Annotated in this window: 19 protein-coding genes and 1 tRNA gene; 8 read left to right on the top strand and 12 right to left on the bottom strand. The window is 70.2% G+C overall.

Annotated features, from left to right (window positions below; translation table 11 throughout):
- The first annotated feature begins 3 nt into the window (after window positions 1-3).
- The 4 genes from PX52LOC_RS23355 (at window position 4) to PX52LOC_RS23340 (ending at window position 7,342) form a co-directional block, all read left to right on the top strand.
- Window positions 4-1,539: an alpha/beta hydrolase gene (locus PX52LOC_RS23355; protein WP_218575143.1), complete on the top strand. Its 1,536-nt coding sequence runs from the start codon at window positions 4-6 to the stop codon at window positions 1,537-1,539.
- Between the two features lie 93 nt (window positions 1,540-1,632).
- Window positions 1,633-2,211, top strand: a complete 579-nt coding sequence (locus PX52LOC_RS23350) for a hypothetical protein (protein ID WP_149112352.1) — start codon at window positions 1,633-1,635, stop codon at window positions 2,209-2,211.
- 142 nt (window positions 2,212-2,353) lie between these two features.
- On the top strand, window positions 2,354-3,052 hold the full coding sequence (locus PX52LOC_RS23345; RefSeq protein WP_149112351.1) for an MgtC/SapB family protein: 699 nt from the start codon (window positions 2,354-2,356) through the stop codon (window positions 3,050-3,052).
- Between the two features lie 207 nt (window positions 3,053-3,259).
- The gene (locus PX52LOC_RS23340) at window positions 3,260-7,342 is read left to right on the top strand and encodes an adenylate/guanylate cyclase domain-containing protein (RefSeq protein WP_168219162.1); all 4,083 of its coding nucleotides are present in this window, start codon (window positions 3,260-3,262) and stop codon (window positions 7,340-7,342) included.
- Between the two features lie 587 nt (window positions 7,343-7,929).
- Here PX52LOC_RS23340 and PX52LOC_RS23335 read toward each other — a convergent pair.
- A complete protein-coding gene (locus tag PX52LOC_RS23335) occupies window positions 7,930-8,067 on the bottom strand; it encodes a transposase (protein WP_149112349.1) in 138 nt (45 codons plus the stop codon).
- 186 nt (window positions 8,068-8,253) lie between these two features.
- Between PX52LOC_RS23335 and PX52LOC_RS23330 the strand changes: the two genes are divergently transcribed.
- A tRNA-Pro gene (locus PX52LOC_RS23330) sits at window positions 8,254-8,327 on the top strand.
- Between the two features lie 171 nt (window positions 8,328-8,498).
- Window positions 8,499-9,563, top strand: coding sequence for a tyrosine-type recombinase/integrase (locus PX52LOC_RS23325; RefSeq protein WP_149112348.1), 1,065 nt, complete (start codon window positions 8,499-8,501; stop codon window positions 9,561-9,563).
- On the opposite strand, the gene PX52LOC_RS23320 is transcribed toward PX52LOC_RS23325, so the two are convergent.
- The gene (locus PX52LOC_RS23320; protein WP_149112347.1) at window positions 9,547-9,765 is read right to left on the bottom strand and encodes a helix-turn-helix domain-containing protein; all 219 of its coding nucleotides are present in this window, start codon (window positions 9,763-9,765) and stop codon (window positions 9,547-9,549) included. The two genes, PX52LOC_RS23325 and PX52LOC_RS23320, sit on opposite strands and share 17 nt — an antisense overlap.
- Window positions 9,766-10,023: 258 nt before the next feature.
- On the opposite strand from PX52LOC_RS23320, the gene PX52LOC_RS23315 reads away from it, so the two are divergent.
- Complete coding sequence (locus tag PX52LOC_RS23315) at window positions 10,024-10,824, top strand: hypothetical protein (RefSeq protein ID WP_149112346.1); 801 nt, start codon at window positions 10,024-10,026, stop codon at window positions 10,822-10,824.
- Window positions 10,825-10,849: 25 nt separating this feature from the next.
- Here the strand turns inward: PX52LOC_RS23315 and PX52LOC_RS23310 are convergent, their stop codons facing one another.
- Both PX52LOC_RS23310 and PX52LOC_RS23305 read right to left on the bottom strand, forming a co-directional pair.
- Window positions 10,850-12,067, bottom strand: a complete 1,218-nt coding sequence (locus PX52LOC_RS23310; protein ID WP_168219161.1) for a DUF4339 domain-containing protein — start codon at window positions 12,065-12,067, stop codon at window positions 10,850-10,852.
- 368 nt (window positions 12,068-12,435) lie between these two features.
- Entirely contained in the window at window positions 12,436-13,464 is a 1,029-nt protein-coding gene (locus tag PX52LOC_RS23305) for an IS110 family RNA-guided transposase (protein ID WP_149109721.1), read from the bottom strand.
- A gap of 98 nt (window positions 13,465-13,562) precedes the next feature.
- On the opposite strand from PX52LOC_RS23305, the gene PX52LOC_RS23300 reads away from it, so the two are divergent.
- The gene (locus PX52LOC_RS23300) at window positions 13,563-13,832 is read left to right on the top strand and encodes a helix-turn-helix domain-containing protein (RefSeq protein WP_149112344.1); all 270 of its coding nucleotides are present in this window, start codon (window positions 13,563-13,565) and stop codon (window positions 13,830-13,832) included.
- Between the two features lie 160 nt (window positions 13,833-13,992).
- Here the strand turns inward: PX52LOC_RS23300 and PX52LOC_RS23295 are convergent, their stop codons facing one another.
- The 8 genes from PX52LOC_RS23295 to PX52LOC_RS23260 all read right to left on the bottom strand — a co-directional run bounded on the left by PX52LOC_RS23295 (window position 13,993) and on the right by PX52LOC_RS23260 (window position 20,652).
- Window positions 13,993-15,258, bottom strand: coding sequence for an IS110 family RNA-guided transposase (locus PX52LOC_RS23295; protein WP_168219071.1), 1,266 nt, complete (start codon window positions 15,256-15,258; stop codon window positions 13,993-13,995).
- Between the two features lie 470 nt (window positions 15,259-15,728).
- Window positions 15,729-16,319, bottom strand: coding sequence for a hypothetical protein (locus PX52LOC_RS23290; RefSeq protein ID WP_149112343.1), 591 nt, complete (start codon window positions 16,317-16,319; stop codon window positions 15,729-15,731).
- Between the two features lie 128 nt (window positions 16,320-16,447).
- Complete coding sequence (locus tag PX52LOC_RS23285) at window positions 16,448-16,933, bottom strand: hypothetical protein (RefSeq protein ID WP_149112342.1); 486 nt, start codon at window positions 16,931-16,933, stop codon at window positions 16,448-16,450.
- Window positions 16,934-16,944: 11 nt separating this feature from the next.
- A complete protein-coding gene (locus tag PX52LOC_RS23280) occupies window positions 16,945-17,139 on the bottom strand; it encodes a hypothetical protein (RefSeq protein WP_149112341.1) in 195 nt (64 codons plus the stop codon).
- Window positions 17,140-17,197: 58 nt separating this feature from the next.
- Window positions 17,198-17,401: a hypothetical protein gene (locus tag PX52LOC_RS23275; protein WP_149112340.1), complete on the bottom strand. Its 204-nt coding sequence runs from the start codon at window positions 17,399-17,401 to the stop codon at window positions 17,198-17,200.
- A gap of 79 nt (window positions 17,402-17,480) precedes the next feature.
- On the bottom strand, window positions 17,481-18,713 hold the full coding sequence (locus PX52LOC_RS23270; RefSeq protein ID WP_149112339.1) for a vWA domain-containing protein: 1,233 nt from the start codon (window positions 18,711-18,713) through the stop codon (window positions 17,481-17,483).
- Window positions 18,714-18,760: 47 nt separating this feature from the next.
- A complete protein-coding gene (locus PX52LOC_RS23265; protein ID WP_149112338.1) occupies window positions 18,761-19,612 on the bottom strand; it encodes a DUF6744 family protein in 852 nt (283 codons plus the stop codon).
- 44 nt (window positions 19,613-19,656) lie between these two features.
- A complete protein-coding gene (locus tag PX52LOC_RS23260) occupies window positions 19,657-20,652 on the bottom strand; it encodes an AAA family ATPase (protein ID WP_149112337.1) in 996 nt (331 codons plus the stop codon).
- Window positions 20,653-20,818: the final 166 nt, after the last annotated feature.

The raw sequence follows: 20,818 nt of genomic DNA, 5'->3' as shown, positions 1-20,818 counted from the left end.
ATTATGAATCAAAGATTCCCGCGTTCGAATTGTTCCGCGTTCGCCTTGGCGGCTCTGGCACTGCTGCTGGCCGGCCCGAGGGGCTACGCGCAACAGTTCGTCCTGTTCGACGCCACCTTTACCTTCACCAAGGACGACGCCGACAACTCTAAGCCGAGCAAGTCGCACTACTACGTCCGCGACAAGATGCTCAACGCCGACCGCCCCAAGGACTGGACCAACCCGGTCGATTACCGCAACGGCACCGTCCACATCCGCGCCGAGGTGATCGAGAAGCCGGAGGGCGGCGCGCCGACCACCTGGACGCTGTGCTACATCCCGAACAAGGGGCAAAAGGCCGGCTACGGCTGCACCGGCACCGACCTTTACAAGGAGAAGGGCGTCTACGAGAAGGACGTGAAGATGACCTCCTTCTGGCAGAACGACAACATCGTCTGGGAGGACGGCATCAAGGAAATGCACCTGGTGATGAAGGATGACAGCGGCGGCAGTGGCCACGCGCACAAGCGGACCGACCCGGAGAAGTTCTTCCCGACCAAGATGCGGATCACCATGATCCAGGTCGCGAAGGAGTCCACCTACGACCCGAAACTCGTGCCGAACTTGCCCAAGAACGACGACCCGAAAGCGGCCGGCGACAAGTTCGCGGACGGCGACGTCGTCATCGGCCCAGGCTACAAGGACGCCCCAGAGTTGGCCGTCAAGGACGGCGTGCCGCGGGGCACGGTCACCCCGTTCGTCATGAACTCCGAGGACTCCAAGATCTACCCGGGCATCGCCAAACGGCAGCCCGGGGTCGTCCCGTACAAGCGGAAGGTGTGGGTGTATGTCCCGAAGCAGTACGTCGCCGGCACTGCGGTTCCGTTCATCATCGCCCAAGACGGCGGCGGGTACGTCAAGTCGCTCATCCCCACACTCGACACCCTGATCCACGAGAAGCGAATCCCGGTCATGGCAGCCATCCTGATCGACTCGGGCGGGGGCGACGCCCAGGGCAGCCAACGGGGGCTGGAGTACGACACCGTGTCGGACGTGTACGCCAACTTCGTCGAAACCGAGGTTCTCCCGCGGGCGACGAAGGAGGCGGGGGTCAAGTTCACGACCGACCCGGACGGCCGCGCGACGATGGGCGGGAGTTCCGGCGGGGCGGCCGCGTTCACGATGGCCTGGTTCCGCCCGGACCTGTACCACCGTGTGTTGACGTACTCCGGGACATACGTGAATCAGCAATCGCCGCTGAACCCGAAGTCGCCGCACGGGGCGTGGGAGTACCACGAGAACCTGATCCCGAAGGCGGAGGCCAAGCCGCTGCGGGTGTGGTTGGAGGTCAGCGAAAACGACAACGGGTCTAAGCGGGACGAGGCCAGCCTGCACAACTGGGTGCTGGCGAACCAGCGGATGGCCGCCGCCCTGAAGGCGAAGGGGTACCACTACCGCTACGTCTTCGCGAAGGCGGCCGGCCACACGGACGGGAAGGTCACCCGGCAGACTCTTCCGGAGGCGTTGGAGTGGCTCTGGCAGGGCTACGCGAAGAAATAGTGCGAGATCGCGAGCCTCGCCGGTGGCCTGCCGTCGGCCAACGCGAGGCCGGCGGACAGTGAACCCTTTCGCGATGGGGAGTGGCATCTTTCCATGGACGACACGCACGGGTTCGCGGCCGATGTATTCCACACCGTCTGCGCACGCCTGGCGGGGCAGGCAGCGGACCTCGCCCACTTGGTGGCGACCGACGCCCCGTTCGACGGGTGGCTGGAGGGCGAGGCGTACCTGGCCTGCCGGTCGGCCGGCGGCCGATTCGGTGAAGTTGAGTTCCGCCCGACCTACGGCAGCGAAGGGGTGACCGGGGCCGACGGTCGGCCATCAGCAGCACGAGGCGGCCTGCGGGTCGGCGGCGTCGGCGATCCGGGGCACCATCTGTGGCTGTTCGCCGAGTTCGTGGTGGCGCCCGCCCGAAACGGCCGGAACGAGGATTGGCAGGCGCGAACGGAAGCCGCGATCGCGCGACTGTTGGGGCTGGGGTGGAAGCGGTCAGCCGCTCTCCTGATCGTGCTAGCCGCCGATTCGAGGGATGGCGAACCCGCCGACGTGCCGTCTTGGGGCCAGCCGCCTCTCACCGACGCAGTTCTCATTCCCCTGCCAGGCGGCGGATCAGTGGTAGTGCGGGCGTTCGACGTGAAACCCGACCCGGCCGACACGCTCGCCGGCCCTTGACCGTGGCCGATTGGATGCCGAGCGAGAGCGCCCGTCAATCACGGAAAGCGACCGCTCGGCATCCGTTCGTCGTGCGGTGGATCATACGAGCTGCACCGCGGAAGACTTACCACCCAGAGTTGCATAAATACTCAGGCCAACAATGACCACAACCACCTTCTTCATCGACTGCACGATCGCGCTGATCATGGGCTGCCTGATCGGGCTGGAGCGGCAAGTCCGCCAGCACCCCGCCGGGTTGCGAACGAACGCCTTGGTCTGCCTCGGTGCGGCGATCTTCGTCGCGGTCTCCCGCCTCGCCGGGGATACGAACAGCCCGACCCGAGTCGCGTCCTACGTCGTCTCCGGAGTCGGCTTCCTCGGCGGCGGGGTGATCCTCCGCGAGGGACTCAACGTCAAGGGCATTGACACCGCGGCGACGCTCTGGTGCAGCGCGGCCGTCGGGGTGCTGGCCGGGATGGGTTTCCCGATTGAGGGCGTTATCGGGGCGGCCCTGGTGCTCGGGATCAACGTCGGGGTCCGCCCGCTCGCGCGGCGGGTCGACGTGTGGGTCCGGGCCATGGGTGGTGAGACGACGTATCTCGTGAAAGTGATCTGTCAGGGCAAACAGCGGGGCGACGTCCAGGACGAGGTCCGCCGCCGAATCGAGGCGCGGAAGGGTTGGGTCGTGGGCACGGTGAAGTCGAAGCACTCGAAGCGGCGGAAGCAGGCGTCGGTGCTGGTCCACGTCACACTCCCGGCCCGGAACGACGCGGCCGTAGCCGACTTGGAGCAGGACCTCGAATTGCGGACCGGCGTCATTGCGGTCGAGTGGGAGGTCTTGCTGGAACAGCCGGGGTGAGCGAGTAACGCCGGCGACCCGCGCCACCTGTTTCCGCATCCCGGTTCAGGACGCCTGATCGTTCATGCCTTCGCAATTCTCGTTGACCCGGGCGGCCCTTCCCATCAGACTGATTTTGGATGTGCCCGAATCCTTTCACCGGCGATGGGTCGCCCGTTCCGACCGACTATGACCGCACTGGCCCGCCCCGAAGATGTTTCACGGTTTGTGCCCGCCGTGCTGCTCCGCCACCTGATAACGGGCACGGCCCCATCGGCCTCGGCGGAGGCGTCGTATGGTGCGGTGTTGTTTGCGGACATCTCCGGCTTCACCGCGCTCAGCGAACGGCTGGCGTCGAAGGGGGCCGACGGCGTCGAGGAACTCACACAGATTCTTAATGCGTACTTCGGCAAGCTCATCGAGGTGATCGTCGAAAACGGTGGCGATGTGGTGAAGTTCGCCGGCGACGCGCTCCTGGCGTTCTGGCCCGTACAGGCCCAACACGAACTTACCGGCGTCACCCGCGCTGCCGCGAATTGCGGTTTGCAGGTGCAAGCCGCGATGACGACGTTCGCGGCGGCAGCGGGGCAGCGGTTGTCCCTCCGGGCGGGCGTGGGGGCGGGCCCGCTGTCCGCGGTCAGCATCGGCGGCGTCTACCAGCGGTGGGAGTTCGTCGTCGTCGGCCCCCCGGTTGTCGAGGCGACAATGGCCGCCGGCGTCGGCGAAACCGGTTGGGTCGTCCTCGGCCAGCAAGCCTGGAACTTGCTCCAGGACTCGGCCACGGGCACGGCCCTCACGCCCGAGTTCACACGCCTCGATGCCGTTTCCGGGACTCGACCGCCGATACCGCTGGCGGTCCCGACCGTCTCGCCCGAAGCCGTCCCGAACCTGCTGGGTTTCATCCCGGCCGCCATTCACCGTCGGCTCGCGGCGGGACAAAGCGGGTGGCTCGCGGAAATCCGCCGGCTGACCGTGCTGTTCGTGAACCTGCCCGATCTAACCTTCCGCACGACCCTGGCGAAGTCGCAAGCCGTGATGGTGGCGCTCCAGGAGGCCCTCTACCACTACGAAGGCAGTGTCAACAAGCTGAGCACGGACGAGAAGGGCGTGACGTTCGTGGCCGCGCTGGGGTTGCCGCCGCTCGCGCACGAAGACGACCCGCTCCGCGGTACCCTGGCCGCGCTCGCGATCCACGCGAAGCTGACGGAACTCGGGTGGGCCAGTTCCGTCGGCGTGACGAGCGGTCGCGTCTTCTGTGGCGTCATCGGCAGCGACGTCCGGTGCGAGTTCACGATCATCGGCGACCTCGTCAACCTGTCGGCCCGCCTGATGCAAGCGGCGAAGGGCGGCATCCTGTGCGACGAGCGGACCTATAAGTTCGCGCAGGACCGCTTCGAATGGAACGTCCTCCCGCCGATCCCGTTGAAAGGCAAGGCCCACCCCACCCCCGTCTTCCGGCCGCTCCGAGTTGCCCAAGACGTCGTGGACTTGAAGCGCTCGCAGCAGATGGTCGGGCGGTCTGCGGAACAGCGCCAGCTCGAAGAGATCACCCAAAAGACGCTCGAAGACTGCGCCTCGGCCGTCGTGCTGATCGAGGGCGAGGCCGGCATCGGCAAGTCCACGCTGGTCGCGAACGTCCTCCGCATCGCCCACAAACTGGAACTGACGACCTGGCTCGGGGCCGCCCTCGCGATCGAACGCTCGACGCCGTACTTTGCGTGGCGGTCGATCTTCCGCCAACTCTTCGACCTCCACGCCAGTGAGCCGACGGAAGAACAATGCCTACAGGTTTTACAACTGCTGGAGTTCGACCCCGAGTTAGAATCGCGCGCGGCGCTGTTGAACGGGGTTCTCTCACTCGACTTCCCCGACTCGCCGCTGACGGCCGAGATGACGGGGGAAGTCCGCCTCAGTAACACGAACGCGCTGCTGATCCGACTGCTCCAGCGGGAAACCGAAGCGGCACCGCGGCAATTGATCCTCGAAGACTGCCACTGGCTCGACTCGGCTTCGTGGGCGCTGCTGCGGCAAGCGAGCCAACAGGTGCCCGCGCTATTGATCGTCATCGTGACCCGCCCGTTGCTGGAGCCCTTGCCGCGGGATTTCGTTCCGATCGCGGCCGCCGGCACGACGCACCGCCTCCCGCTCGGCCCGATGTCCGCGGAGGAAAGCTTAGCCCTCGTGAAGCGCCGCCTCGGCGTGACGGACGTGCCGGAGTCGATGGCCGAGTTGCTGCGGGCGAAAGCCCAGGGGAATCCGTTCTTCATCGAGGAACTCGCCTACTCGCTCCGCGACACCGGCAAGATTCGGATTCAGAACGGGCGCTGCGTCGTCGCTTCGGAAGCCGACCTCCGCACCCTCCCCTTCCCCGACAACGTGCAGGCCGTCGTCACCAGTCGGATCGACCGCCTCGCCCCGCAGGAGCAACTCACGCTAAAAGTCGCCAGCGTGATCGGCCGGACCTTCACCCGGAACTTGCTGCACGACGTTTCGCCGATCGAGGACGACCGGCCGCACCTGGAGCGCCACCTCGACACGCTCACGTCGCAAAGCCTCACCATGCTCGACACGCCGGCCCCGGACCTGGCCTACAGCTTCAAGCACGTCATCACGCAGGAGGTGTCGTACCAGATGATGCCGCCGGCCCAGCGGAAGAAGCTGCACCAGATCGTGGCCGAGTGGTACGAGCGTCACCACCAAGCGGACCTGTCGCCCTACTTCCCGCTGCTGGCAAAGCACTGGTCGAACACGGACCGCGTGGCGAAGGCCATCGACTACCTCGAAAAATCCGGCGAGAGCGCGATGCGGGACTGCGCCCCCGAAGAGGCGGTGACGTTCTTTACGCAGGCAATCTCTCTCGACGAGGCCACGGGATCGAAGGCCGATCTCTTCCGCCGGGCGTGCTGGCAGCGGCAACTCGCGGAGGCGCACTACAACCTGAGCGACCTCGGCACGGCCCTTCGGCATTTCACGATCGCGCTCAATCTCCTGGGCTACCCGTCGCCGCGCACCGGCACGGGGTTCGTCGCGGCGAGTCTCTGGGAGTTCACGAAACAGCGCGTCCACCGGGCGTTCCCGCGATGGTTCTTCGGTCGCGGGAAAAACCAGGCCACCCAACGGATCGAGGCCGCGCGAGCTTACGAGCGACTGGTGCAAATCTACTACCTGAACAACGCGAAGGTGCCGTCGATCCACGCCGCGTTCCGGGCGCTAAACCTCTCCGAAACCGTCGGCGAGTGCCCCGAACTCGCGCGGAACTACGCCCACGCCGCGGTATTCTGTGGTCTGCTGTTCATGCACAAATCGGCGCGGGCTTACGCGCGGCGGTCGAGGGAAATGGCCTTACGGGTTCGGCAACAGTCGTGCAGTGCCTACGTCGAATTCATCCGCGGCGTCTATTGGGTGACCGTCGGCGCCTGGGAAGAGGCCGAGGACAACTTGCGGGAGGCGATGACGATCACCGCCCGCATCGGCGAGCGCCGTCGGTGGTACGAGAGCGCGTTCACGCTGGCCAACGCCCTATCGCGGAAGGGAGACTATCGAGCCAGCGCCGAACTGTCCGAACAGATTCGTCAAGTCGGCACGCTCCAGATGGTCCCGCAAGTCCAGGTCTGGGGCTTGAGTTGGCGGCTGGCGTGCCTGTTGGCACTTGAAGCGGACGCCGCGGTGTGGCTGCCGTTGGAGACGGCGTTGGCGAGTTGCCTCCAGGCGCACCCGACGATCCCACTCGCCGACCAGATTCTCGGCTACGGTGTGCTAGCGGTCACGCAATGGCGACGGGGCGAGAAGGCTCTCGCCCAGCAAACCTGCGAACAGGCGGAAGCGATCATCTCGCGAACGAACCAGATTTCGCACTACCTTCCACCCGCGTACCGGGGGCTGGCCGAGGTTTACCTGGGTCTCTGGACGGACAACCCCGCGATGGCGCCCGAGATGGACCGCCGGATGTCGCACCTCTGCACAGTTCTCAGTCAGTTCAGTTTGATGTACCCGATCGGAAAACCAACTTCGCACTTGGTCCGCGGCCGTTACCAGTGGCAGAAAGGACATCACGCGAAAGCCCTTCGTTCCTGGCGTAAGAGCCTGGCCGCAGCCGAACGATACCGCATGCCGTACGAGCAAGCCCAAGCCCACGCCGAATTGGCCCGACGCCTGCCCCCCGATGACCCGACGGCGGATGTCCACCGCCGCCGGGCGCGGGAGTTATTCGCGCAGATCGGCGCGGCAGCCGATCTGGAATTCCGGGATCCGAACGCGACGCGGTTCGACGCTGGGTTCCAACACAACCGGCCGTCGATGCCGAACGGATAAACGACCCCGTGCGCCGCAGTGAGCGGGGCGACGGGCACGACTTCGATCGAGTCGATCGTGGCGAACAGGTCGCCGTCGGTCAGCTGGGCCACGGCCCGGGGCTCGAAGTGCGCCCCGCCGGCCAGGTCTTGGCGGATCTCGCCTTCCAAGATCGACAGTCCCAACGCCCCTTCCGGCAGGCCGGCGGTCGCGGCGTTGGCCACGAACCGGTGCCGTTCCGTGGCCAACGCCGCGACCACTTCCCGCCCATGTCATCCCGGGTCAGGGGATACTCCTCCAGAAAGTGGGCGGCGTCCGGGCCGTCGCTCGCCGCTGAGAGGCGGTTCGCCTCGCGGACGCGATGGCGAAGGGGTTCCACGCCGCCATCCGCCCCACGAACGGCGTCACCCACCCCTTCGACGCCTCGTCGATCGCCAGGGACACCCTCCCCACCGCGCCCACGTCGTCGAACCTGTCCGCCGCCGCTGGTGCTCGGCGACGAGCGACGGCTCGAACAAGCCGTCCCGGTCGCGGGACATGCCCGGCGGGATCGGGCCAAAGTCCCCCGGCACGGCTTTGGACGAATGGCCGTTGCCGAGCCGCTCGGCCTACGCGGCCTCGGTGCGGGCGATCCACAGGACGGCGTTGACGAACCGCCGGTTGTCCTGCTGCTCGCGCTGGCCGGACAGGTAGCCCTTGATCCGGTCCCAGTCGGCATCTGAGATCTCGTGGCGTTGGCTCATCATCAGTCTTCGTCGGGAGGAAAATAGGACCGCCACCTATCACCTACCCAGAGCACCTTACCTCGTGACGAAATGGCCTAACTCAATTGGAAAGTACTGAGACCAGAAAGAATTCAGGAGTAGCTTTGAACTTGCGACAAGAAGCTGTTGACAAACCGCGGCGTGTCTCTATTAAATTCCATGTGACAACGGGCTGTAGCTCAGCTTGGTAGAGCGCTTGGTTCGGGACCAAGAGGTCGCAGGTTCGAATCCTGTCAGCCCGACTTAGAGGAAACCCTGAAAAACAAGGCTTTTGCGAGAAACGCACACGCAGTCGCAAAAGATCTTGTGCAGGGTATGATGCAGGGTAACGCAAAACCCCTCCCCCGGTGACACGAGGGAGGGGCCAAGAGTAAGCCTTCCGGCTCACCCGTGCTTCACGGGAGGTTTACTCGATGCGTCAGCCAAAGCCTTGGTATCGCGCCGCCCTCGACGCTTGGTACGTCGAGCATCACGGCAAGCAAGTCCGCCTCGGCGATCACCCCGCCGATTTTCCGCCCCCCAAGAAATCCAAATCCGGCTGGCTTCCTCCGCCGCCGATCCTCGACGCCTTCTACAAGCTGATGGCGACCGACCCGGCGAACCTGCCGAAGACCGACAAGCTCGTCGTCCGCATGTTGTGCGAGCTGTTCCTCGAACACAGCCACACGCACCACGCGGGCGTCACCTACGACAACTACAAGCACTTCCTTCAGTCGTTCACCGATGCATACGGCACGCTGCTCGCCGCCGACATCAAGCCGTTCCACGTCTCCCGCTGGCTCGATGACAACCCCTCGTGGAAGGGCGGTCGCCGCCACGCGATCATCGCGGTGAAGTCGGCGTACTCGTGGGCTGACCTGCAAGGCGTGCTCTCCCCCAACCCGCTACGGAAGGTCAAGGCCGGGCGGGCGAACCGGCGTACTCGAATCCTGACCCCGGAAGAAGTCGCCGAGATCGTAGGTGCGATCCGCGACACGGCGTTCAAGCGGTTCGTGCAGGCCCTGCTCGAAACCGGCTGCCGGCCGTCCGAGGTGGCCCGCGTTCGGGCCGAGCACGTCGACCTCGCCGCCGGCGTGTGGCGCCTGCCCGAGCACAAGACGGCGAAGAAGACGCACAAGCCCCGCGTCGTCTACCTCACCCCGGCCATGGTCGAACTCAGCCGCACGCTCGCGGCCGAACAGCCGAACGGGCCCCTGTTCCGCGGCCCCCGCAAGAAGACCCCGTTCACCCGCCAGGCCATCCGGTGCCGGTTCCTCCGGCTCCGGGCGAAGCTCCCGCACCTGAAGCACTTCGTCTGTTACAACGTCCGGCACACCTACGCCACCAACGCCCTGGTGAACGGTGTGGGCGTCGCTCAGGTCGCCGAGTTACTCGGGCATACCAGCACGGAGATGGTGTCGAGCACGTACGGCCACCTCGCCGAGCAGGTGCAGCACATGCGGGACGCGGCGCGGAAGGCGATCAGCGGAGGTGCTTGAGCGGCGGCCGGGCGGCGGGCGGCGGGCCCGCCGCCCGGCACGACTCCAGGAAGGCGTCGAGCTCCTCTACCTCGATCAGCCACTTCCCCCTCCCCCGCACCCCGATCCGCAACGCCTTCAGTCGCCCGGTTCGGAGCAGGCCGTACACCAGGCTGCGGCTGACCTGGGCCTTCTCCGCCGCCTGTTTCACCGTCAGTCGCATGAAGCCCTCCTCGGGGCGATTCGGTCGCCCCCGTTGCGTTCGCCGCGTCCGGTCGCCCGGCCGGGCCGCCGGCGCCTGAACCCTCGGTTTGGGAATGCGTCTGGGCGCCCCCGTCGGGGCGCCTCGCCCAGGCCTTCGCCGGCAGACGGCCGCGGAAACGGTGTGATGTGTGACATGGTACGGGCCGTCCGGGGGACGATGGAACGGGTAAAATGGCGGGGAACGGCGGGGGAATTCTGGGGGACGGGAGGGGACACCATGACCGACGACGAGTTGCGGCCCTACCGCCTGGAGCTCCGCTTTCGCCAGGCCGTGATCACGCTCCAGTACGCCGAGGCGTGCGGCACGGCGGAGGGGTACGGGGATGCGCGGAGTGCGTTCGACCGCCTGTTGGCCGCGTACGACGATTGGCCGGGGCCGGCGCCGGGTAGCTCCGTGCGGACGTCGTGGACCGAACAACTGAACGCGCTCGGCACCGAGCTGATCCGCCGCCGGCAGTGCCCGGACCGGGCGGCGGGGGAGTCGTTGGCGGCCGTCCTCGATCGGCTCGCGGCGGGCGTCCGCGAGTGGCTCGGGGGGCGCGTGCCGGCGACCGCCGCGTGGTGTGCGTTGGGGGACGCGGTGGCGGAGGTCTACTTCGATGACGACTCGCCGGGCGCGGACTTCTGGCCGTCAGCCGTCGGGGACGCCCTCGCCGAACTCGGAGTGGACCGGGCCACCCTGTTCCGGGGCACCGGGGACGGACAGGCGGCGTTCGGCGACTCGCTCCCGCCATTCCGGTACCGTCAGGCCTGGATCTCCCTCGAGGGCGGGCTGGTGCCGCGGTCGAGCCCGCCGGCGCGACGCCGGCAGTGGGCCGACCGGGACGACCAACTCCTGCGGATGTACGAGGACCCGTCGGCGGACACGCACCGGAGCCCGACCCGAGTCCGCATGCGGTGGAACCGCCTCCACCCGGGAAACCCGATGGAATTGGAGGCCGTGAAGAAGGCCCTGAAGCGAGCCCGGAAGAGTCGGCAGTCGGAGAACCCGTCCCCGCCGGACGCCGGGCGGGGGTGAGCGCCCGCGGCCTCCCCGACCGCCCCTACCGCCGGCCGGCGGGCCAGTCGAAGGTCTTCTCCAATCGCCCCGGGGCGCCGGTGGCCGGGTCGGTCACGGTGCCGGCCACGACGACCCGGTCCACCCGCCCGTCGGCGGGCACGCCGACTGACTTCCGCTCCCCCACCGCCCACCCCGCCCAGGACCGGTCGACCGTCTTCCGCCGGCCGGACGAGAAGGACACGGTCACGGTCAGGTCGCACCCGCCGAACGCGTCCGGCCCGTCGTTCTGCAGGCGGATCTCGTGCGTGAAGAGGCCCTCCGCCTTGGTCGCAGAGACCTGACCGGCCCGGGCGGCGTCGGCCGCCGCGACGATGCCCGCCACCGCCCGCCGGTTGGCCTCGGCGTCGGCGTCCGTGTACGCCGCCGCGACGAGCATGGCGATTCCCGCCCCGGCGTAGACCCACCACGGCCACCCCCGCCCGGCCGCCGGGCCGGCGGGAGATAAGGCCCGGTAGACCTCGTCCGCCCGGCGGCCGGCCGCCCACCACTCGGCCGGGGTGATGGCGCGGCCGGCGTGCGGGGCGGGCAGGGTGCGGCGGCCGCACACGAACGCCAGGTAGTACGCGGCGGGCAGGAGGTAGTCGGCGGCCAGCACCCCGGCCGCCCCGCCGAAGGCGAATAGGGGTCCGGGCCTCCGGCCGGGGACGGCGGCCCCGGCGAGGGCCACGAGCGCGAGGGCACCGAGGGCGACGGCCGTCGGCAGAACGACCCACTGAACCCCCGCCCGCCACCCCCGGTAGTCCTGGTAGGCGGAGTTCACCCGGTGGTCGAACACCCGGTCGGGGTGGAGGTCGGCGAGCGGGCGACCGCACCCGCGGCAGTCGCCGATCGGGTAGTAGTGCCGGCGGAGGTCATTGCGGACGCCGCACCCGGGGCACGGGACAAGTTCCCGGCCGGGCTCGCGGGCGCGGTGCGGGGCCTGCGGGTACGCACAGTGCGGGCACGCGTCGACCGGTTCGGCGACGCGGCCCCGGCACTTCGGGCAGGCGGCGGTGAGGCCCCCGCTCGGCGGGGCGGCGGGCGGGGCCGGGGTGATCAAACCGGGCACGGCCGCGGCGGGCGCCACCCCCGCGTCGCCGTCCCGCGTCACCGGGTCGTCCGGGGCGACGGCCCCGGCCCCGGCCAGTTGTTGGAGTTGGGCGAACGTGAACGGGCCGAGCCGCTGCCCGCCCTTGGCGTAGTACCACGACCCGTCGGCCATAACCATCCCCCCGCGGCGGGCGGCCGTCCCCCGCGCGGTCCCCCCCGCCCGGGGACCGGCCGCCGACGGCCGGCGGCGGGATCGGCCGAATGTCACTCATCGTCGATACACGGATAGTCTTCGATGAACGCCGGCCGATTGTCAACAGCAAGCGAGTCGATTCGTTCAAGCCACCGCGTGCAGCCCAGTCTTCGATCCGAGCATCCGGGGTGAACCCGTAGCCCAAGTGGGTCGGTTCCGAGCGGGTGACGACTGCCCCAACTACAGTCGAGTGGCCGACGGGTCGGCAACCCAGGACTAGACCGAGCGCGTCGTCACACCGCGGGCTCGCAGTGGTTCTCCTCTTCTCCTCGCCAGCTCTTGGCTCGTTACGCCGCCGCCTTCACCGGCTGCACCTGATGGAACAGCCACCGCACCCACCGGTTGGCGACGGCCGCGGCCACCACGCTCCCCGGCTTGCCCCGGCCCTTCATGTCGGCCGCCAGTTTCTTCCACCGGGCGTCGTACCGCACCAGCCGGTGGGCGGCCTCGATGAGCACGACCCGCAGCTGCGGGTTGCCGGCCTTGATCAGCCCGGCGTCGGCCTGCTTCTGGCCGCTCGACGCGTTCCGCGGCGACAGCCCGCAGAACCGGGCCGCCTGCTTGCCCGTCCGGAACCGGTCGAACCGCCCGATCTCGGCCCGGATGGTGGCCGCCGTGACCAGGCCGATCCCCTTCATCGTCAGCAGATTCACGACCAGGGCATCCTCGGCGGTGACCTGGGCCAGGCGTTGCTCGGCCGCCTTGACGTCGCCGGCCAGGGCCTTCAGGCGGCCCAGGTGCCGGTCCATCACCCACCGCGTCTGCTCGCTCAGGGCGGCGTCGCGGGTCAGCCACGTCAGCCACGCCACCGTCCACGGGTTCACGCCCTCGGGGGCGGCTACCCGGTTGTCGCGGAGCAGGGCCCCGATCCGCAGCTTGACGTTCCGCCGCTCGCCGACGAGCTGCTGGCGGTACCGGACGAGCCGTCGCAGTTCGCGGACCTCGGCCGGGGCGTGCCACACCTTGGGCAGGTACCCGACCCGCTCCAGGTCGGCGAGCATCTTGGCGTCCGAGTAGTCCGTCTTGTCCGGGTTGCCCTTCATGCGGGCCACATACCCGGGGTGGGCCAGGTCGACCAGCCACCCGGCTTTGGTCACCAGTTCCTCGGCCAGATCGGCCGACCCGCTGCACGCCTCGATGGCCGCCCGCACGTCGGTGCCGAACCGGGCGACGGCGTCGCGGATGGCCCGCCAGTCGTTCGCGCAACTCTGGTTGAGCAACACGCGGCCGCCGCGGTCCAGGGCGCACACCTGGACGGACAGGGTGTGGTAGTCCAGGCCCACGAAAACGGGGCCGGTCGTCGTTGCCGCGGGCATGGCTGGTCCTCGAAGGTGTGGTCCTGTTGATGGTGACCACACCCACCCTCTCCGGCAACCAGCGTTCATCCCCATCTACACGCTGCCATCGTCGGGGGATGGGGAAAAAGAAGGGCCGGGCGGACGTCCGGGAGCGGTTCGGGTTCGCCGTCAAGGCCCGGCGGGAGGAGCTCGGGCTGACCCAGGAGGGCCTGGCGGCGGCCGCCCGGATCCACCGGACGTACCTGAGCGACGTCGAGCGGGGGACGCGGAACCTGTCCCTGGTGAACGTCGAGCGGCTGGCCGCCGCCCTCGACCTGTCCCTGGCGGCGCTCTTCAGTCGCGTGGACGCCGGGGCCGAGGGCCCTCGGCCTGGGGGCTACCTCTGAACCCTGTCAAGCGTAGTCTCTCCGGATTGCGGGATTTCATCCGGCATCCGATGCCCACGTCACGTCGGTTGCTGCCACGGGCCAAGTGATAAAAAAAGGCGACCGCGTGCGGCCCGCCACCCGGCGGGCCGCACCCTCGCGGAAGAGGAGGATCGTGTCGCTACTCGGACGTGGTTGATGCCCTCCGCTTCGATCGCGACTTCTTCGCCGGCGGGCCGTGGGCCTCCTCCGCGAAGGCCGTCACAGCCGGGTCGGCGTGGCCCCGCCGCTCGCCGGCCGACCACGCCGCCGGCGGCTGGCATGCCGGCAGCCCGTGCTCCCGGTACAGGTCGTTCAGCCGGCTCCCGTCCGATTCGTGCTCCGAGCGGCTCGCCGACCCGGCCTTCCGCCGGCAGTCGGTCAGCTTGTTCTTCACGACATCCAGCTTGGCGTATCGGTACGGCTCGTTGTGCTTGAGCATCAGGTACGCGATGGTCACCAGCTTGCGGGCCGTGGCGATCACCGCCACGTTGTACTTTTTCTTCTTCCGCAGCCGGCGAAAGAACGCCCCGATCGGGCCGGGGTGGTCGGACGCCGCCTGGACGGCCTGCACGAGCATGGCGCGGGTCTGCGGGCACCCGGCCTTGGTGATGCCGCCGTAGTGCCGCTTGCCGGCCGACTGCCGTAGCCGCGGGGTCAGCCCCAGGTAACTGGCCGCGTGGTCGCCGTCCGGGAACCGGCCGATGTCGCCGAGGGCGGCGAGCAGCGACAGGGCGACGCCGTGGGCGATGCCGGGCAACGTCATGAGCAGCTTGGCCCGGCCGTCGTCGTACGCCATCCCCATGAGCTGGTCGTCGATCTTCTTCAGCTCGGCGTCCACCGCGTCGTACAGCCGCAGGTACAGGTCCACGGCCGACCGCACCTCGGCCGGCAGCGCGACGGCCCGAAGCCAGGCCACCCCCTTGCGGCAGAACACGACCTTGACCGGGGGGACGACGAGCAGTTGCGCGAGCAGGCTCTGGACGCGGTTCTTGATGCGGGTGCGGTCGGCGATCACCCCGCCGCGGACGGTGGTGAGCTGCCGCAGCTTCTGGGTGGCCGCGTCCGGCGTCCAGACCGTCGGCAGGTAGTCGCACCGGAGCAGGTGCGCCAGCACCTCGGCGTCGATCTTGTCCGTCTTCACCTTGGCCTGGGCGATGGCCTTGATCTGGAGCGGGTTTCCGACGGTGACGGCGGCCACGAACGGCCGGAGGATGTCGGCTACCGCCCACGTGTTGGTGGTCGCCTCAGCGGCCAGCCGGTCGGTCGCCTGGAGTTTGACACGGGCGAACGCCTCCAGGGCTTCGCGGCGGCACTCGACGGTCTCGCGGAACAGCACTTGGCCCCGGTCGTCCAGGGCGCACACGACGAGCATCTTCTTGTGCAGGTCCAACCCGATGAACCTCATCCCGACCTCCCTTCGGCCCGTGCGTTCCGTGCCGCGAGGCCCTCGTACGGGCGGGGCCTCGCGGCACGGAACGCACGGCGGCGGTATGCGCACGCGAACCGTCCGGTCGTCGTGCTGGGACTCCATTGCGATTGGGCCGAGCGGCATCTACCTCTTCGAGCTCGCGGCTCATGCGGGTGAGCCGTAGGGGTGGTCAGTTAAAAAAACGGGCTCGCGGCCCATAGCCATCATCGACCGGCCCCAAGAAGGAACGGCCCCAAGCCTTCGGGAGAAGGCGTGGCTTCTTGCCCCACACCCGCGTGGGACATCTCATGCGGCGGTGTCCTCAACGACAACCGGCGGTTCGTAACGAGCGTGCCTCGCCGCAGCTCGCGGCGTCTGAATGGTTCATACCCGTAAAGAACGGCGGTCGACTGGGCGGGTACTCCCCGCCCGTCGACCGCCGTTCTTTGGCACAATCCCGACCGGGGTCAGGCGACCCACGGGCGGACGGCCCGGCGGCACCACAGGCCGGCCTGGACGGCGAACGCCGTCAGGCCCGCCCCGACGCCGCTCAAGGCGGTGGCGACCGGGTGGGAGGCGAGCGACACCACCGCCACGGCGGCGCCGACGGCGACGGCGATGACCGCCGCCCGCTTCAGGTGCCAGGCGACGTGGCACGCCCGGCGGACGGACGCGACCTTCGAGGCCGCCGCGGCGACGAGCGCCTCCGCCCGCCGGACGCCGCCGCGAACAACGGAGAGGGCCCGGGCGGCGAGGCGCGTCGCCCCGGCGCGCACGGCCGCCGCGGCCTCCTGGCAGCGGGCGAGGAAGGCGGCCCGCCGGGACGGGCCGGCGGCGGCGGCCGGCGGCGGGGTGACGACGGCCCGGCGGACGACGGCGAGTGTCGCCGGGTCGGCCAGGGCGTCGGCGACGACGGCCTGGAGGGCGTCCCGGAGGCCGTCCCGGATCGCCTCCGGCAGGGCGTCGGCGAGGACGTCGATGATGCCGTCGAGGCGGTCGAGTTGGTCGCTCAGTTGCTTGCGGGGGCGGCCGTTGTGGCACGCGGCGGTCACGCTCATGGTCCATCTCCGATCGGCAAGGGGGTAAGAACAGGGGAATTCGATGGCGCCCGCCGCCGGGCGAAGGTCGCCGGACCCGCGGACGGACGTCCCGGGGCTGGGCGGATCACCGGGCGGCGGTTGACGGGTTAGAAGGTCGGAGCGGGGGCGAGGTCGGCGGCGACGGTGACCGCCCCGAGGGCGGCAACGACGGCCGGGTGGCCGATCAGGGCGGCCAGGCCGGCGGCCAGGCCGCCGCCCAGGCACGGCCACCACGGGAGCCGCCGTTGCCACAGCCACTGGGCGGCGAGCAACCCGGCCGACACGGCCGCCGGCCAACTCGGGGCAACGGGGTTGGACGCCGCGGCCGACCGGTCGACGGCGTCCGCCGCCTCGGCGGCCGGGTCGTCGACGGCGTTCCAGCGGGCGGTCGCCGTCCGGTACGGTCGGTGTTGGGGCGGTGGGATCGCGGTGCGGCCGCGGACGGCGGCCGCGAACAGGTCGTTGACGGTCTCGGCCACGATCCGGCCCATCTCGGTGGCCACGGCCTCGCGGACGCGGGCCTTGAGTTGTACGAGGGCGTCGGTCAGTCGCACGAGGCGGTCGCGGACGTGCGGGATCAGGGGGTGCGTCACGGCGGCTCCTTTCACGGGCCGAGGTTCGGGGACTTGAGGCGGGAGTCGGCGGACGGAAACGCCCTCGGCTCCTTCTGCTTCCACGTCAGGACGGCCGGAACGAGTTCGTCGACGGGCACCGCCCGAACGCTCGCGCCGCCGGCGGGGCCGGGCGTGAGCGGCGGGGCCGGGCCGCGAGGGCGGCCGACGACGCACGCGCCGCCCAAGCCGCGGAACGCACGCAGGAACGAGCGGGGGACGGTCGATATTCGTTCCCTCCCGGGGTTAGCGGGACACCGCCACGGTGACGGCGGCGAGGGTCGGGAACCGGCGGACGAGGGCGGCCGCCAGGCGGCCCAGGGCGGCCGAAAAGGCGGGGTGGTCGAGGGTCCGGCGGGCCCGCGCCGCGTCGGCGTCGGGCAAGTCGCGGGGGACGGTGATCGTAAGGCGGAACTCGTCGAGGGGGACCGGGTCGGCGGCCGCGGCCATGAGGGAATCTCCGAAGGAATGGGGGAGTGAACGCGACCCGGCCGACGGGCCGGATCGCACGACGGGGGGCCCGTTCGGATCATCCCGCGGTCACGCGGACGGTCGTGCCGAACGGCGGGGGCGGGTCGGCGTCGCCGACGACGGCCCACAGGACGGGGACGGCCGGCGGGTGGTCGGGGAACCGCGTCCCGAGGTCGGTCAGGCAGACCACGCACGCCGGCGACACCCCATGCCGGTCGACCCAGTCGAACACGCACGCGTGTGCCGTGCCCCCGCCGCCGACCGGGGCGAGGACCAGCGGCCCGTCCCCCGACCGCCAGGTCTGCACGCCCTGGACCTCGGTGTCGTGGTACAGCACGGTCGCGACGCAGTCGAACGCCGACAGGATCGCGTCGACCGCCCCGGCGAACGCGGCCAGTTCCGCCGGCCCGACCGACCCGGACGTGTCGACGGCGATGACGACGTCGCCGAGCTCCTCCGACCGGAGGCCGGGCAGGTACAGGCCCTGCCACAGGAACCGGCGGTTCGGCCGCGACCACGCGTAGTCGTTACACGCCGAGGCCGACACGAACGCCCGGAGGACGGACCGCCAGTCGACCGGCGGGCGACGAACCGCTCCGACCGTCCGGGCGATCCCGGCGGGCAACGCGCCCCGGCCCTTCGCCACCTGCTCGGCCTGGGCGACGGCGACCTGCCACGCCGCGGCCGCCGACTCGCACGCCGCGGGCGCCCCGGCGGCGGGGTCGGTGACGCCCCCGCACCCGCCGGGGTCGGGGCCGCCATCCGCATCGTTGGGCTGCTTCCCGTCCGCGCCGCCCGCCGGCGGCTCGGCGAGGCGGGCGTAGTACTCGTCGGCCGACTTGCCGCGCGGCAAGTCGGCGTACCGCCCGGCCCCGGGCTCGAGCCGCCCGGCCGGGAGGGCGAACCCGGCGGCCAGGAGGAGGGGGTTGACGGCCAGGTCGCACGCCACGTTCCACCGCCCCGGGTCGCGGCCCCCCCGGCGGAACGGGTGGGCGAGGGCGTTGTGCATCACCTCGTGGGCGAGCACGCCGACGAGTTCGTCCGGGCTCAGGCCGGTCACGAACCGCGGGTCGAACGCGAGGACCCGGCCGTCGGTGGCCATCGTCCCGCACGCCCAGTCGACTTCGGGCGTCAGCCGCAGGGCGAGGGTGGCGAAGAACGCGCTCCGCGCGTCCCGGCCGAGGATGAGCGTCGCCCGCGCGGCCGTCAGGCGTCGGACCGCGTCCTCCGAGGCGGTCTGCTTCGCGGCCTCGGCCTCCAGGACGGCGAACGGGTGGGCGGCCGTGGACATAGTCACTCCTTTCCAGAGTTGAGGATGGATCTCGGGGAGAGTTGTCGCTACACGCCGACGGCCGATGCCGGCGGTTGGGCAGCGAGGAGCAGCGACGCCGTCGCGGCGGCCTGGTCGGCGATGTCGACCGCCCGGTGGAGGTCGGCCAGGCCGACGGACAGCAACTCTTCGTACAGGACGACCTTGTCGCGGAGGTCGTGGGCCTGCTGCCGCCGCGTCTCCAGCGCCCGCGTGCCGAGGTCGCCGGCCGCGACCTCCTCGGCGATGCGGGCGGTGGCGGCCTGGACCTCGCCGACGACGGCGTCCCGGACGGCCCGGACGGCATCGACGTCGAGGCGGTGGCGGATCACGTACACGGCGCTCGGCCGCCCGTCCGACGCCGCCTCCACGGCCCGGGCCACGGCCGCCCACGCGTCGAGCTTCGGCCCCGGAATCCAGTACACGGCCCCGGTCGGCCGCAGCCGCGTGCCCCCGAGGGACTCCACGACCTTGACCAGGCACGCGGACAGTTGGGCCGCCGGGATCCGCCCGGCGTGCCGGCGGAAGGCGGCGTTGACGGCCGCCGCCCGGTCGTCGAACGGGTCGTACTCGACGGTGGCCTGGGCGGCGTCGCGGACGCGGGCGACCAGCGCCGTGGCGTAGGCGTTGGCGTGCCGGCCGCGTTCCTCCTTGACGACGGTGAACCCGTCCCGGTCGGCGAGCGGGCGGATGAGCACCCGCGACCCGCCGAGGGCCTCCTCGAGGGCGTCCTTGAGGACGCCGGCCGGCGGCCGCGGGTCGGGCACAAATTCGTCGAGGCCGAGGGGGCGGAGGCCGGCCCGCAGGCGGTCGCGGTCGGTGAACTCGCAGGCCGCCCAGAAGGCGACGGCCCCGCCCGTGTCGAGGCAGGATTCGATCATGGAAGTCTCCGGTGGGGATGAGGGAAAGGGGAAAATGGGGAGGGTCAGGCGGCGAGGAACAGGCCCTTGGCCCGGGCCCGGGCGATCCACTGCTGGACGACGGACAGGGCCGCGAGTTTCGGCCTCACGGCGAGGACGTCCCGGAGGGCGAGGAGGGCGAACTCGTCGGGCAGTCGGAGGGCGTACTGGACGAGGCCGTGGGCGGGCGTCGCGTCCGCCTTGCACCGCTCGGCGATCGCCCCGACCAGCGCGTACAGGACGGTCGGCTCGCGGGGCACCGGCGTCGCCTCCGGGTGCGTCCCGATCGCGTCGAGGTCGGGGAGTTCGCGGTACAGCTGGAGGAACCCGACGAACTCGGCCGCCGGCCCGTCGCCGACGCACCCGGCCACCACGCGGTGGAGGAGGTCGGCCGGCGTCCCCGCCAGGACGTCGGACACGAACGCCCAACTCCGCGGCGTCGGGAACGCCCGCGGGCTGGCCGCCGGGTCGAACTGGCTGAGCAAGGCCGGCCGGTACTGGAGGAACGCCCGGACCTCGGGGGCGACGCCGTTGACGACCGCCCACGCCTGCCAGTCCTCCGGGCTGACGTCGAGGTCGAGGTGGACGAACCGGTTCAGGAGGGGGGTGATGAGGCGGTGCGTGCCGGCCCGGTCTTCTTGACGGTTGCTCGCGGCGACGACGGCCCACCCGGGCGGGAGTTCGTACTCGCCGACCCGGCGGTCGAGGACGAGTTGCAGGCACGCGGCCTGCACGAGGGGCGGGGCCTGGGCCAGTTCGTCGAGGAACAGGACGCCGTCGCCGGCCCGGGGGAGGAAGGCCGGCGGGCACCACTCGGCCCGGTCCTTCGTGACCTTCGGCAGGCCGCGGAGGTCGACCGGGTCGAGGAGGGTCGCCCGGACGTCGACGAGCTTCATCTTCAGGGCGTCGGCGGCGTGCCGGACGACGGCCGACTTGCCGACGCCGGGCGGCCCCCACAGGTACACGGGCCGGCGGGTCGGGATCAGGGCGCACAGAGCCTTCGAAACGTCACGCGGTCGCATGGTTATCTCACGTCGGAAAAGGGGCCGCCCCCGGCGGAAAGCCGGGGCGGAGGGCTCGAACGGGGCAGACGCCGAGGGGTAACGCCCCCGGTCAGAGAGAGGTGACGCAAACGGGGTGACAATTAAGCCGGAACGGCCGTGATCGAATCGGGCGGAGGCCGGCGTA

The organism is Limnoglobus roseus, from assembly GCF_008254045.1.
GTDB lineage: Bacteria > Planctomycetota > Planctomycetia > Gemmatales > Gemmataceae > Limnoglobus > Limnoglobus roseus.
This window is presented reverse-complemented; position numbering and strand designations above follow the sequence as displayed.

Excerpts from the sequence above, each read along its gene's own strand:
- PX52LOC_RS23355 (WP_218575143.1), top strand. The coding sequence starts at position 4 with ATGAATCAAAGATTCCCGCGTTCGAATTGTTCCGCGTTCGCCTTGGCG.
- PX52LOC_RS23350 (WP_149112352.1), top strand. The coding sequence starts at position 1,633 with ATGGACGACACGCACGGGTTCGCGGCCGATGTATTCCACACCGTCTGC.
- PX52LOC_RS23345 (WP_149112351.1), top strand. The coding sequence starts at position 2,354 with ATGACCACAACCACCTTCTTCATCGACTGCACGATCGCGCTGATCATG.
- PX52LOC_RS23335 (WP_149112349.1), bottom strand. The coding sequence starts at position 8,067 with ATGATGAGCCAACGCCACGAGATCTCAGATGCCGACTGGGACCGGATC.
- PX52LOC_RS23325 (WP_149112348.1), top strand. The coding sequence starts at position 8,499 with ATGCGTCAGCCAAAGCCTTGGTATCGCGCCGCCCTCGACGCTTGGTAC.
- PX52LOC_RS23320 (WP_149112347.1), bottom strand. The coding sequence starts at position 9,765 with ATGCGACTGACGGTGAAACAGGCGGCGGAGAAGGCCCAGGTCAGCCGC.
- PX52LOC_RS23315 (WP_149112346.1), top strand. The coding sequence starts at position 10,024 with ATGACCGACGACGAGTTGCGGCCCTACCGCCTGGAGCTCCGCTTTCGC.
- PX52LOC_RS23310 (WP_168219161.1), bottom strand. The coding sequence starts at position 12,067 with ATGGCCGACGGGTCGTGGTACTACGCCAAGGGCGGGCAGCGGCTCGGC.
- PX52LOC_RS23305 (WP_149109721.1), bottom strand. The coding sequence starts at position 13,464 with ATGCCCGCGGCAACGACGACCGGCCCCGTTTTCGTGGGCCTGGACTAC.
- PX52LOC_RS23300 (WP_149112344.1), top strand. The coding sequence starts at position 13,563 with ATGGGGAAAAAGAAGGGCCGGGCGGACGTCCGGGAGCGGTTCGGGTTC.
- PX52LOC_RS23295 (WP_168219071.1), bottom strand. The coding sequence starts at position 15,258 with ATGAGGTTCATCGGGTTGGACCTGCACAAGAAGATGCTCGTCGTGTGC.
- PX52LOC_RS23290 (WP_149112343.1), bottom strand. The coding sequence starts at position 16,319 with ATGAGCGTGACCGCCGCGTGCCACAACGGCCGCCCCCGCAAGCAACTG.
- PX52LOC_RS23275 (WP_149112340.1), bottom strand. The coding sequence starts at position 17,401 with ATGGCCGCGGCCGCCGACCCGGTCCCCCTCGACGAGTTCCGCCTTACG.
- PX52LOC_RS23270 (WP_149112339.1), bottom strand. The coding sequence starts at position 18,713 with ATGTCCACGGCCGCCCACCCGTTCGCCGTCCTGGAGGCCGAGGCCGCG.
- PX52LOC_RS23265 (WP_149112338.1), bottom strand. The coding sequence starts at position 19,612 with ATGATCGAATCCTGCCTCGACACGGGCGGGGCCGTCGCCTTCTGGGCG.
- PX52LOC_RS23260 (WP_149112337.1), bottom strand. The coding sequence starts at position 20,652 with ATGCGACCGCGTGACGTTTCGAAGGCTCTGTGCGCCCTGATCCCGACC.